This is a genomic window from Micrococcus porci (assembly GCF_020097155.1).
GTDB lineage: Bacteria > Actinomycetota > Actinomycetes > Actinomycetales > Micrococcaceae > Micrococcus > Micrococcus porci.
The window spans coordinates 25,600-38,344 of record NZ_CP083691.1; the positions used below are offsets into that span (position 1 = coordinate 25,600).

7 protein-coding genes and 2 tRNA genes are annotated in these 12,745 nt (G+C 73.8%); 6 read left to right on the top strand and 3 right to left on the bottom strand.

What is annotated here, in order from left to right; genetic code table 11:
- Positions 1 to 13 precede the first annotated feature (13 nt).
- The 3 genes from KW076_RS00115 (at position 14) to KW076_RS00125 (ending at position 5,466) form a co-directional block, all read left to right on the top strand.
- Positions 14 to 101: transfer RNA gene (locus KW076_RS00115), tRNA-Ser, on the top strand.
- Between the two features lie 157 nt (positions 102 to 258).
- Positions 259 to 2,709: a 5'-nucleotidase C-terminal domain-containing protein gene (locus tag KW076_RS00120; protein WP_224355624.1), complete on the top strand. Its 2,451-nt coding sequence runs from the start codon at positions 259 to 261 to the stop codon at positions 2,707 to 2,709.
- 51 nt (positions 2,710 to 2,760) lie between these two features.
- Positions 2,761 to 5,466, top strand: a complete 2,706-nt coding sequence (locus KW076_RS00125) for an ExeM/NucH family extracellular endonuclease (RefSeq protein ID WP_224355625.1) — start codon at positions 2,761 to 2,763, stop codon at positions 5,464 to 5,466.
- Between the two features lie 96 nt (positions 5,467 to 5,562).
- Here the strand turns inward: KW076_RS00125 and KW076_RS00130 are convergent, their stop codons facing one another.
- A complete protein-coding gene (locus tag KW076_RS00130; RefSeq protein ID WP_224355626.1) occupies positions 5,563 to 7,563 on the bottom strand; it encodes an FAD/NAD(P)-binding protein in 2,001 nt (666 codons plus the stop codon).
- A 314-nt stretch (positions 7,564 to 7,877) separates the two neighbouring features.
- Between KW076_RS00130 and KW076_RS00135 the strand changes: the two genes are divergently transcribed.
- Positions 7,878 to 8,711 (top strand): PRC and DUF2382 domain-containing protein, encoded by an 834-nt coding sequence (locus KW076_RS00135; RefSeq protein ID WP_224355627.1) that lies wholly within the window; start codon positions 7,878 to 7,880, stop codon positions 8,709 to 8,711.
- A 189-nt stretch (positions 8,712 to 8,900) separates the two neighbouring features.
- Positions 8,901 to 8,989: transfer RNA gene (locus KW076_RS00140), tRNA-Ser, on the top strand.
- A gap of 87 nt (positions 8,990 to 9,076) precedes the next feature.
- On the opposite strand, the gene KW076_RS00145 is transcribed toward KW076_RS00140, so the two are convergent.
- Together KW076_RS00145 and KW076_RS00150 are read right to left on the bottom strand one after the other, a co-directional pair.
- Positions 9,077 to 9,922 carry a hypothetical protein gene (locus KW076_RS00145; protein ID WP_224355628.1) on the bottom strand — a complete coding sequence of 282 codons (846 nt, stop codon included), beginning with the start codon at positions 9,920 to 9,922 and terminating at the stop codon, positions 9,077 to 9,079.
- A 10-nt stretch (positions 9,923 to 9,932) separates the two neighbouring features.
- A complete protein-coding gene (locus KW076_RS00150; protein WP_224355629.1) occupies positions 9,933 to 11,177 on the bottom strand; it encodes an MFS transporter in 1,245 nt (414 codons plus the stop codon).
- A 36-nt stretch (positions 11,178 to 11,213) separates the two neighbouring features.
- On the opposite strand from KW076_RS00150, the gene KW076_RS00155 reads away from it, so the two are divergent.
- Positions 11,214 to 12,689, top strand: coding sequence for a phosphomannomutase/phosphoglucomutase (locus tag KW076_RS00155; protein ID WP_224355630.1), 1,476 nt, complete (start codon positions 11,214 to 11,216; stop codon positions 12,687 to 12,689).
- Positions 12,690 to 12,745: the final 56 nt, after the last annotated feature.

The following is a 12,745-nucleotide window of genomic DNA, read 5'->3' on the forward strand; positions in this document are numbered from 1 at the left end:
GCGCGGGCCGCGAGGATGGTTGTCCGAGCGGCCGAAGGAGCCGGTCTTGAAAACCGGTGCGCGGTGACCCCGTGCCGCGGGTTCGAATCCCGCACCATCCGCCCTGCACCCTCCCACCCCGTCCCGTGCGGCTTCGCCGGCGGGCCACCCTCCCCTGGTGTGACGTTCACCTCGGTGTCACCCTCGGCTGGTGTCCTGGCACGGCCGCCTCCCGCCGCCCCGTACGGGAGACGCCCGTCCTCGCACCCCGGGAGAGTCATGTCCAGCATCTTCTCGCGCCGCACCGCGGCCACCCTCGCCTGCACCACCCTGGTGCTCGCCCCCGCCGCCGCCCCGGCCCTCGCCGCGGACGCCTCCGGTGAGCGCACCATCTCCGTCCTGTCCTTCAACGACTTCCACGGCGCCCTGTCCGAGGACTTCAAGGGCACCCAGTTCGCCGACACGGTGGAGGACTACCGCACCGCGTTCGAGGCGCAGCACGGTGAGGGCTCCACGCTGCTCACCAGCGCGGGCGACCTGATCGGCGGCTCGGCCTCGGTGTCCAACGTCCAGCAGGACAACCCGACGATCGACGTCATGAACGCGCTGGGCCTGGCCTCCCTGACCGCCGGCAACCACGAGTTCGACCGCGGCCTGGACGACCTGCAGGGCCGTGTGGCCGACCGCGCCGACTTCCCGGTGCTGTCCGCGAACTTCGTGGACCCGAACACCAAGGCCCCCGTCCTGACCTCCCACAAGGTGTTCGACGTCGACGGCGTGCGCGTCGCCGTGATCGGCGCCTCCCCGAACGAGCTGTACGCCACCACCACCGGCGCGGGCCTGCAGGGCAACCTCGTGGTGGACATGGTGGACGCCGTCAACGCGGTCGCCACCGGGATCGAGGCCGCCGACGAGGCCGACGTGATCATCGCGTCCTACCACGACGGCGCCGCCGGGGCCGCCGCCGACCTGTCCGCCGAGCTGGGGAACCGCGCCACGTTCGACGCGATGGTGGAGCGCACCGTCCCCGCCGTTGACGTGATCTTCAACGGTCACACCCACCAGCTGTACCAGTACCAGACGGACAACGGCGGCGTGCCCCGGCCGATCATGCAGGCGGCCGCCTCCGGTGCCGACCTGGCAGCCGTCGAGCTCACCGTGGACGCGGCCGGGGAGGTCACCGCCGTGACCCCGCGCATGCTGCCGCGCTCCACCCAGGACCCGGCCGAGGCCGCCGCGGAGTCCCCCGTGACGGCCCGCGTGTACGAGATCGAGCAGCAGGCCGTGGACGTGTTCACCGACATGCAGTCCCAGGTGATCGCGGACCTCAGCGGCTCCATCACCACGGACTACGCCACCCGCATCGCCGCGGGGATGGGCTGGAAGGCCGGCGGCACCCGCACCGCGGAGACCACCCTGGGCAACTGGGTGGCGGACTCCCTGAAGCACTCCGTGTCCGCCGCCGAGCCGGGCGTGGACCTCGGCGTCGTGAACCCGGGCGGCATCCGCAGTGAGCTCCTGGTGGACCAGACCAACGCCGGCGGCGTCTTCTCCCCCAAGCCGGAGCAGCTGGTCGGCAAGCTGACCATGGGCGAGGTCATGGACGTGGCCCCCTTCGGCAACACCCTGACCTACTTCGACCTCCCGGGCTCCTCCATCAAGGAGGCCCTGGAGCAGAACTGGCGCGACGGCGAGCGGACGTTCACCCTCGGCTGGTCCTCCAACCTGACCTGGACCTACGACGACGCGCGCGCGCAGGGCGACAAGGTCACCGGCGTGTGGATCGACGGCGAGCCGCTGCAGGCCGACCGCATGTACACGGTGGCCGCGCAGTCCTTCCTCGCGGACGACACCTGGGTGAAGCTCGGCGACCCCTCCAAGGCGCCCGACGGCTACACCGCGTTCGCCACGGGCCGCCAGGGCTTCGTGGACCTGGGTGTGCTGGACACCACCGCGGTGCTGTCCTGGGCCCGCGCCCAGGACGCCGCCGACGGCGCCGCGCACCCGGACTACGCGAAGAAGGGCGTGCCCGTGACCGGCGCCCCCGCGTCCGTCGAGGGCGGCCAGGACGTGGTCCTCACCCTCGGCGACCTGGTGATCGACTCCGACGGCGCCCCCGCCGCCACCGCCGTGGACGTCGCCTTCCAGGGCGCCGACGGCGCGGTCACCGAGCTGGGCACCGTGGAGGTCCCCGCCGGCCAGGAGTCGGTGACCCTCTCCGGCATCACGGCCCCGCAGACCGCCGGCGCCGGCGAGCTGGTGATGACCGTGCGCTACGCGGACGGCACCACCGCCGTGGTCCGTCACGCGCTCGAGGTGACCGCATCGGCGGCTCCCGTGGACCCGTCGACCCCCGCGGAACCGACCCAGCCGGGCGAGCCCAGCGACCCGGCCGAGCCGACGACCCCGGGTGAGCCGACCCCGTCCGCGCAGCCGACCGCTCCGGTCGAGCCCACCGCTCCGGTCGAGCCGAGCGCCCCCGCCGAGCCGACCGCTCCCGTCGAGCCCACCGCCCCGGCTGAGTCGCCGGAGCCGACGCCCACCGCCCAGCCGTCCACCCCGGCTGAGCCCACCGCCCCGACACCCTCGGCCCCGGCCGAGGACGGCGGTGAGCACGCGGTCCCGGGCAAGGTCCAGACCGGCGACCAGGCGATCTGGCTCGTGGCCGCCCTGGGCGCCCTCGGCGCCGGAGCGCTCGTGGCCGTGCGTCGCCGCGCCGCCGCCCGCTGATCCCCGCCGTCATCACCCCGCCCCCGCACGAACCCGAGAGGAACCCGTAGCATGCCCACGCCCCGCCTGCGCCTGGTCCGCACCGCCGCCACCCTGGCCGCCGCGACCCTGCTCGCCCCCGCCGTCCTCGCCCTCCCCGCCCAGGCCTCCCCGGCCGGTGACTCGCTGGTGATCAACGAGGCCTACACGAACGGCGGCTCCGCCGGCGCCCTGTTCACCCACAAGTTCGTGGAGCTCTACAACCCCACGGACCAGCCGATCAGCCTCGACGGCTGGTCCCTGCAGTACCGCTCCGCCACGGGCACCACCGCCCCGTCGACGACCGTCGCGCTCTCCGGCACCGTCCCCGCCAAGGGCCACTTCCTCATCCAGGGCGGCTCCAACGGCGCCACGGGCGCCGCCCTCCCGACGCCGGACCTCACCACGTCCTTCAACCCGGCCGGCACCAAGGGCACCATCGTCCTCGCGGACCAGGCCGGCACCGTCGCCGGGCTGCCCACGGGCTCCGTGGTCACCGACCAGGTGGCCGGCGTCGCCGACGTGCTCGGCTACGGCGCCACCAACACCTTCGAGACCGCCGCGTCCGGCGCGCCCGCCGCGAACTCGGACCCGAAGTCCATCGCCCGCACCGGAGGCGCCGACACGGACGACAACGCCGCCGACTTCACGGTCGCCGCGGACGTCACCCCGCAGAACGCCGCGGGCGGCGGCACCGCCCCGGTGGACCCGGTGGACCCCGTCGATCCGACTCCGGCCCCGGCGCCGTCCGTCACCGTCGCCGAGATCCAGGGCACCGGCGCGACCTCCCCGCTCGAGGGCCGCCGCGTGAGCACCACCGGCGTGGTCACGGCCGTGTACTCCACGGGTGGCTACGACGGCTTCTACATCCAGACCGCCGGCACCGGCGGCGCCGAGGACGCCACCCCGGGCGCCTCGGACGGCGTCTTCGTGTACGCCCCGGCCGAGGTCGGCTCCGTGACCCTGGGCCAGACCGTGACGGTGACCGGCGACGTCGCCGAGTACTACGGCCTCACCCAGGTGAAGGCGGAGGCCGGAGGCGTCCGCCAGGCCGCGGAGGCCGGCGCCCCCGTGACCGCCCGCGAGCTCGCCTTCCCGCTGACCGAGGCGGAGAAGGAGGCGCACGAGGGCGAGCTGCTCGCCCCCGCCGGCGCGTGGACCGTCACGGACAACTACGACGTGAACCAGTACGGCTCCCTGGGCCTGGCCCCGGGCACCTCCCCCCTGCCGAACCCGACCTCCGTCGCCCTGCCCGGCGCCGATGCCCAGGCCGTGGCCGCGGACAACGCGCAGCGGCTGATCGTCCTGGACGACGGCGCCTCCACGAACTTCTTCCGCTCCCCCGGCAACCAGAACGCCCTGCCCTACATCGACGCCGACGCCCCCGCTCGGGTGGGCTCCGCCGTCGACTTCCGCACCCCGGTGATCCTGGACTACCGCTACGGCGCGTGGTCCTTCCAGCCGCTCGGCCACCTCACGGACGCGAACAAGGCCGAGGTCCAGCCGGTGGACATCGCCGACACGCGCCCCGCGGAGGCCGTGCGCGAGGACCTCGGCGGCAACGTCACCGTGGGCTCGTTCAACGTGCTGAACTACTTCACCACCCTCGGCGAGGACGTCCCCGGCTGCGGCTACTACGCGGACAAGGACGGCGCGCCCGTCTCCACCAAGGGCTGCCTGCCGCGCGGCGCCTACACCGAGGAGGCCTTCCTCGAGCAGCAGGCCAAGATCGCCACCGCGATCAACGGCATGGACACCTCGGTGGTGGCCCTCGAGGAGATCGAGAACTCCGAGAAGTTCGGCCTGGACCGCGACCACGCGCTCGCCCACCTGGTGGACGCGCTGAACGCCCAGGCCGGCTACGCCAAGTGGGCCTACGTGGCCTCCCCGACCGTGCGCCCGGCCCTGGCCGACGAGGACGTCATCCGCTCGGCGTTCATCTACCAGCCCGCGGAGGTCACCCCCGTGGGCGAGTCCGTGATCCTGGACGACCAGGTGAACTTCGCCAACGCCCGAGAGCCCATGGCCCAGGCCTTCCGCGTGGCGGACGGCTCGGCCGGGGGCGTGGTGGGCACCGAGTTCGTGGCGATCACCAACCACTTCAAGTCCAAGGGCGGCTCCGGCGCCACCGGCGACAACGTGGACACCGGCGACGGCCAGGGCGCCTACAACGGCGACCGCACCCGCATGGCCCAGGCCCTCGTGGCGTTCGCCGAGCAGATGAAGGTCCAGGCCGGCACCGACCGTGTGCTGCTCATGGGCGACTTCAACTCCTACGAGAAGGAGGACCCGATCCGCGTCCTCGAGGCGGCGGGCTACATCTCCCAGGGCGCCAAGACGGGCGAGTACTCGTACACGTTCGACGGCGCCGTCGGCAGCCTGGACGGGATCTACGCCTCCCCGGCGGCGGACGCCACCGTGACCGGCCAGGACATCTGGATGATCAACGCCAACGAGTCCGTGGCCTTCGAGTACTCGCGGGACAACTACGTGGGCGAGGAGTTCTACGCCCCGGACCAGTGGCGCTCCTCCGACCACAACCCGGTCCTCGTGGGCCTGCAGCTCGACGCCCCGGCCGCGCCGGTCGTCCCGACGCCGGGCACCCGCCCGACCCCGCCCGCGGACCAGTGCGCGCTGATCACCTCCCCGCGGGGTGCGAAGGCGTCCGCCGGGTTCTCCGCCTCCGAGTGGATGCGCTGCGCCGGCGTCCACCCGGGCAAGGGCCGCGGCCGCGGCTGACCCCGCCTCCGGGGCGCCGCGGCGCCCGGGACGGCCGGCCTTCACCACGGGGCCCGGGAGGATCTCCTCCCGGGCCCCGTGGGCTTCGTCCGCGCGTCAGCCCCCGAGCGCGACCCGCGCGGCCGCGTCGGCGTCGGCGAGGAACAGGGCCCGGTCCCGGACGTCCGCCCCGGCCTCCGCGGCGATCGCGGTGCCCCACTGGACGCCGGAGAGCTGGAGCCCGAGGACCAGGACGCCCTCGCGCACGGTCCCGTCGGCGCCGCGCAGGCGGTGGGGACGGGCCGTCACGTCGAACCCGGAGCTCGAGCGCAGGGCGCCGTCCTCGTCCTCCCACCGTCCGACGGCGGCCACGCCGTCCGCCAGCATCTGGCGCACCAGCGGGGTGGCGGCGGCCTCTACCCGGCTCGGCGGCATCATCGCCTCCACCAGCCAGGCGGCCTCCGTGACGGCGGGGGCCACGGCGTCGTCCGCCCCGACCTGCGGGCTGCGGGCGCGGAAGACCCCGGCCTCGGCGTCGGCCTCCACCTGCGGGCCGGGCCCGGCCCAGCTCAGCAGGCCGGCGCGGTGCAGGGCGAGCATCTGCTCGACGCGCACCAGGGGCGGGCCCGAGGCCAGCCCCTCGACGAGCGGCTCGAACCAGCCCTGGACGTCCCGGATCCGCGAGGCGTCCGTGAGCAGTCCCTGCGCGATCCACGCCTTGATCCGCAGCCGCCCCGCGTGGAGCGTGCCGACGGCCTGCATGAACGGGGAGTCCTCCCCCGCGGCGGCTTCCCCGCACGCCTGCTCGAGCACGCCGGCGACGGCCTCCTGGTAGGCGGCGGCGTCGTCGAACACGGCGCCCTGGAAGGGTGCGGCCCAGGAGCGGATGTCGAGGAAGCGCATCCCCGGGGCGAACGCGTGGAGGAGCTCCTGGCCGTGGCGTGCGGTCACGGGGGCGCCGCGGCCGGCGCTCTCGAACATGCCCACCAGCTCCCGCACGAACCGGCCGGCGTCCGCGGGGCCGCCCAGGCGCTCGGGGTGCACGCGCGCCAGGGTGGCGTAGTAGGCGCGCACCACGTCGCGATGCAGGAGGGGCCAGAGGTGCTCGGCCAAGTCCAGCTGCCCGTGGCGGGCCACCAGGGCCTCGGCCTCCGTGTCCGTCAGATAGGACATGCGCACCCCGCGGGGCACGAACGCGTCCACGGCCGCCTTGGGGAGGTAGGGGAGTCCGCGCCGGGAGAGCAGGTGGAGGACGGGCTCGCGCCCGGAGGGGACGTAGCGCAGGGCCCGTCCCGGCTCCCCACCCGTCGGCTCGAACCGGCCGCCGCGGCCCTCGCTGAGGCGCGCCTGGAGGTCGAAGGCGTTGAGCCCCATGCCGCGCACGAGCACCGTGGCCCCGGGGGCGATGCCGTCCACATCCAGCTCGGCGGGCAGGTGGGGGCCGCGGTAGTGCAGGGCGGGCGAGGCGTCCGCGGCCTCCCCCAGGCGGCGCTGGGCCGCGGACGGCTCGGCGTCCTGATGCCCCAGGCACAGCACCACGACGTCGGCCTGCAGCTCCCGGGGCGGCGTCCCGTCCACGGGACGCAGGGTGAGGCGCCAGGCGCTGGGCGACTCCGGGGCGGCGACCGGGCCGCCCTCGTAGGCGGCGCGCAGCGCGACGGCCTGGGCGGCGTGGACCGTCACCGCCACGACCTCGGGCCGGGCGCGCAGGGCGTCGAGGACGGCGGCGACGACGTCCTCGAGGTAGCGGCCGTAGACGGCGCGCGGCGGGTAGTCGGTGCGCTCGAGGCCGGCCGCGCGGTCGGGACGGGCCAACCGCCACTGGTCGAAGGAGAGGGAGACGGAGGAGGGGGCGAGGCCGGGGTTGTCCGCCGCGCAGGCCGTCGGGAAGAAGGCCGGCGTGTTCATGAGCAGCAGCGGATCCTGGTCCGGGCGCCAGACGCGGCCGGGTCCGGGCGGGAACGGATCCACCACGTGCACCGCCAGGGATCCGGTCGGCCGGGGCTCGGACGCCGCCTCCAGACGGGCGAGGAGCCGGTCCAGGACCATGACCCCGCGCGGGCCGGCGCCCACGACGGCGATGGCGCGGGTCGGCTCGGAAATGGACGGTGGCGACATTCTTCTCCTCTCATCCGACGGAGGAAGCCTGCCTCCGCTCATCAAGATTACTTCGCCGCATGCCTGCCGGCCCTGACCCCCCTCCAGGTCCTTCGAATCCGCTGTGAAGATGTGGCACCCGAGCGAACGGGGGACTCGCGACCCGCATGATTCCAACGATTTCCTCGCAACTCTGGGAGAAGCCTGGGAATGAGAGAAGGGCGGGGGAGGGGTGTTGACGGGCCCGTGGGCGGTGCGGAATGGTGGTCAATGTCAGCGAGGGAATCCTCACTGGCGAATGATTCAGAGAATCCAGATCAGAAGGAGCATTCATCATGGATCGCAACGCTCTCGACCAGCTGCAGAACGGCCACGTCTTCTCCACCGACGGCGAGAAGATCGGCTCCGTGGGCCAGGTGTACCTGGACGACGTGACCAACGAGCCCACGTTCGTCACCGTGAAGACCGGCCTGTTCGGCGCCAAGGAGACCTTCGTCCCGCTGCAGCAGGCGCAGACCACCACCGACGGCATCACCGTCCCCTTCACCAAGGACTTCGTGAAGGACGCCCCGAACGTGGACGCCGACGGCTCCCTCACCCCCGAGGAGGAGCAGCGCATCTACGAGTACTACTCCATGGACTACTCCGCTGTGGACACCCACGACCGCCGCGACGTGCGTGACGCCGCTGCCGCCGGCACCGCCGGTGGCGTGGTGACTGACCGCGAGCGCCGCGACGTCGTGGACGCCGACCGCCGTGACGTCGTGGACAACGACCGTCGCGACCTGGTCGACGGCGACGCCGACTCCGTGGTCGTCAAGGACGAGAAGCTGAACGTGGGCACCGAGCGCCGCGCCACCGGTCGCGTCCGCCTGCGCAAGCAGTCCTACACCACCACCGAGACCGTCGAGGTCCCCGTGACCCGCGAGGAGGTCGTGGTGGAGCGTGAGTCCGTCGACCCGAACTCCGCCGAGGCCCGCACCGCCGGCCGCGACGGTGACATCGAGGTGACCACCTACGAGGAGACCCCGGTCGTCAACAAGACCGTGGAGGCCGAGAAGGTGTCCCTGGGCAAGCGCACCGTGCAGGACACCGAGACCGTGTCCGAGGAGCTCACCCACGAGGACGTCAAGATCGACGGCGACGACGTCGACGGCCGTCGCCGCTGAGCAGGCATCGCGCCTGACGGCGCATGAGGCTCACTGAGCACCACGAGGGCCCCGGATCCACGCTGGATCCGGGGCCCTCTGCTGTGCCTGCCGCCGCCCCGGGACGGCCCCGCCTTTTGCCGCGGCCCCACCGCGCGCGGTACGCTGGACGGGTTCATCGGTGGGCCGTCACGCCCGCCGTGGACGGAGGGAGACGTGCCAGAGCGGCCGAATGGACTTCACTGCTAATGAAGGGCTCGCCGATAGGTGGGCCGGGGGTTCAAATCCCCCCGTCTCCGCACTGAACGAGGGCCCCGGATCCGTCAGGATCCGGGGCCCTCGTCATGTGCGGGCCCACGCACGACGGCCCGGGCGACGGGAGGGGGTCAGCCGCGGCCCTCGCGGCGCTCCTTCATGCGGCGCAGCAGCTCGAAGGCCTCCGGCACGGACAGGCTCGAGTGGCTGGAGAGCTGCACGGCGGCCGACTCCAGGTTGCCGTCGCGCACCATCGCGGAGAGCTGGTCGCGCAGCCACGGCGGGAGGTCCTGGGAGGCCAGGCGCACGGACTCCTCGCCGCGCATGACCTCCACCTCGAACGGCGGCTCCTCCGGGGCGGGGTCGGCGGTCCAGCCCTCGGGCACGGTCAGCGTGGTGAGCTCCTCCGGGGCCTGGCGCCCCGGCCTTCGGGACGTCGCTCCGTCGGCCTCGGGATCGGCGGCAGCATCGCCGCCAGGGGCCGGCTCGGCATCCGGGGCCGGTCCGGCCTCGGACGGCTCGGCTCGACGGAGACGGGGACGCGCGGAGGACTCGCCGTCCCGTCCGCGCCCGTCCGAGGGACCCCGGGGCGGCCCGGAGGGCATGTCAGCGGCGGCGGGGGAGGCGTCGTCGGCGGGCTCGGCCTGCACGGGCAGGGACCACACCTGGGGGTGCAGGGTGAGGGACTGGATGTCCAGGATGGCGTCCCGGACCCCGCGGCCGGTGGCCCGGCGGTAGTCACGGACGGCCTCGAAGGGCCGCCCCTGGGCGATGTGTCCGTACACGGCCCGGTGCGTGGCCTCGTCGAGACGGCGGGCGGCGGTCCGGGCGCGCTCGGGGCTCGCCTCCACGGTGTCCGCCCCGGTCCCCGTCGCGCTGCGTGTGGGGGCCTGGGAGCGACCGGAGAGCCGACGGGCCACGAGCAGGGTGATCCCGCCGATCACCACGACGGCGAGGATCGGCACCAGGTATTCCATGCCCACCAGTCTAGGCGGCGGCCCCCTCGGCCACGGCGGAGGGGGGCGGCGGTCCGGCGTCCTCGCGGCCGCGCAGGACCACCAGGGCGACGACGAGTGCGACCGCCGCGAGCCCCGCCACCATGAACACGGTGCCGGCCCAGCCCACGCCCTCGTGGAAGACGCCCCCGAGCCAGCCGAACAGGCTCGAGCCCGCGTAGTACGCCAGGTTGTACAGCGAGGTGGACTGGGCCCGGCCGGTCGGGGCGGCCGTCCCCGCCCAGCCGGAGGCCACGGAGTGCGCCGCGAAGAACGCCCCGGTGGCCACCACGAGGGCGGGCACCAGGACGAACGGGCTGGGCACCAGGGTGAGGACGACGCCGACGGCCATGAGCGCCGTCGACCCCGTGAGGACCTTCAACCGCCCCACCCGCACGGCCAGGCGCCCCGCGCGCGGCGAGGACCACGTGCCGGCCAGGTAGGCCAGGAACACCAGGCCCACCGCGGTGGGTGGCCACCCGAACGGCGGGGCCAGCAGCGTGTAGCCGATGTAGTTGTACAGGGCCACGAAGCCGCCCATCAGCAGCGCGGCCTGCAGGTAGAGCGCCACCAGACCGGGCGTGCGCAGGTGCCCGCCGATGATCCGACCCAGCCGCGCGAGGGACAACCGCACCGGCGTCGAGCGCCGCGCCGGCGGGGTGACGAACAGGAACGCCACGGTGCAGGCGGCCCCCGCTGCGGTGACGGCGAGCATGCCGGCGCGCCAGCCTGCCCATTCCCCCACCGGCATCGCCAGCAGCCGGCCGGAGAGTCCGCCCAGGGTCGTCCCCGCGACGTAGGTGCCGGCCGCCACCGGCACGACACGCGGGGCCACCTCCTCGGCCAGCAGCGTCACTGCCAGGCCGGCCACGCCCCCGTGGGCCATGCCCTCGAGCAGACGCATGCCCATCAAGAGCTCGATCGAGGGCATGAACACCCCGACGAGCGCGAGCACGGAGGCGGAGACGAGCGAGGCGACCATCACGGGCCGACGGCCCCACCGGTCCCCCGCCAGGGACCACGGGACGACGGAGAGGGCCAGGCCCAGCGTCCCGGCCGAGACCAGCAGGGCGGCCCGGTGGGAGGGCACCCCCAGGTCGGAGCTGACCAGGGGCAGCAGCCCCTGGGGGGCGTAGAGCTGTGCGAACGTGGCCACACCGGCAAGGAACAGGCCCAGGAGCAGCCTTCGATACAGCGGCGTGCCGGGCTCGAGCGGAGCAGGGAGGGCGGGGGGCACGTGGTCACTCTACGGCCGGGCCGTATCATCGATCGGGTGACTACAGCAGCTGACGCGATCAATCTGCGCGACTCCTTCAAGGCCTACGACGTCCGTGGCATCGTGGGCGAGACCATCACCGCGGAGACGGTGCGCGCCGTGGGCGCCGCGTTCGTGGACGTGCTCGGCCTGGCCGGCCAGACCGTCCTGGTCGGTGGAGACATGCGCCCGTCCTCCCCCGAGTTCATCGAGGCCTTCGCCGAGGGCGCCACCCGCCGCGGCGGGAACGTGCAGCGCATCGGACTGATCTCCACGGACATGCTGTACTACGCCGCCGGCGTGGAGCAGGCGGCCGGCGTGATGTTCACGGCCTCCCACAACCCGGCCGCGTACAACGGCATGAAGATGGCCAAGGCCGGCGCCGTGCCGGTGTCCTCGGACACCGGCCTGTACGAGATCCGCGACGTCGCCCAGGGCTACCTCGACGCCGGGGAGATCCCCGCCGCCGACGCCCAGGGCTCGGTGACGGAGTCCGACATCCTCACCGGCTACGCGGAGTACCTGCGCTCGCTGGTGGACCTGAGCGGCATCCGCCCGCTCAAGGTCGTGGTGGACGCCGGCAACGGCATGGCCGGCAAGACCACGCCCGCCGTGCTCGGCGGCGAGGTCCTCGAGGCGCTCCCGCTGGAGATCACCCCCCTGTTCTTCGAGCTGGACGGCACGTTCCCGAACCACCCGGCGAACCCGCTGGAGCCGGAGAACCTGCGCGACCTCCAGAGGGCCGTGGTGGAGCACGGCGCGGACATCGGCCTGGCCTTCGACGGCGACGCCGACCGCTGCTTCGTGATCGACGAGCAGGGCGAGCCGGTCTCCCCCTCCGCCGTCACCGCGCTCGTCGCCCGCCGGGAGATCGCCCGGGCGAAGGCCTCCGGCGAGGAGACCCCGGTGATCATCCACAACCTGATCACCTCCCGCGCCGTGCCGGAGCTCGTGTCCGCGGACGGCGGCCGCGCCGTGCAGACCCGCGTGGGCCACTCCTTCATCAAGGCCGTGATGGCCTCCGAGGGCGCCGTGTTCGGCGGCGAGCACTCCGCGCACTACTACTTCCGGGACTTCTTCAACGCGGACACCGGCATGCTCGCCGCGATGCACGTGCTGGCGGCCCTCGGTGAGCAGGACGGCCCCCTCTCGACGCTCGGCGCCGAGTACGAGCCCTACGTCGCCTCCGGCGAGATCAACTCGCAGGTGGAGGACAAGGACGCCGCTGTGGCGGCCGTCCTGGCGCGCTTCGCCCCCCAGGCCGCGGACGGCGGCGAGTCCGGCACCGCCGTGGAGGACGCCGTGGCCGGGACCTCCACCTCGGTGCTGCGCATGGACGGCACCACCGTCTCCGCCGCCGACGGCTCCTGGTGGTTCAACCTGCGCCCCTCCAACACGGAGCCCTTCCTGCGCTACAACGGCGAGGCGAAGGACCGGGCGACCATGGAGACCGTCCGCGACGCCGTCCTGGCGATCGTCCGCGCCCCGCGCTGACCCGCCTCCGGCGCCCGCTCCGGGGCCGTCGTCCGCCGCACGCGGACGACGGCCCC

Excerpts from the sequence above, each read along its gene's own strand:
- KW076_RS00130 (WP_224355626.1), bottom strand. The coding sequence starts at position 7,563 with ATGTCGCCACCGTCCATTTCCGAGCCGACCCGCGCCATCGCCGTCGTG.
- KW076_RS00120 (WP_224355624.1), top strand. The coding sequence starts at position 259 with ATGTCCAGCATCTTCTCGCGCCGCACCGCGGCCACCCTCGCCTGCACC.
- KW076_RS00145 (WP_224355628.1), bottom strand. The coding sequence starts at position 9,922 with ATGGAATACCTGGTGCCGATCCTCGCCGTCGTGGTGATCGGCGGGATC.
- KW076_RS00135 (WP_224355627.1), top strand. The coding sequence starts at position 7,878 with ATGGATCGCAACGCTCTCGACCAGCTGCAGAACGGCCACGTCTTCTCC.
- KW076_RS00125 (WP_224355625.1), top strand. The coding sequence starts at position 2,761 with ATGCCCACGCCCCGCCTGCGCCTGGTCCGCACCGCCGCCACCCTGGCC.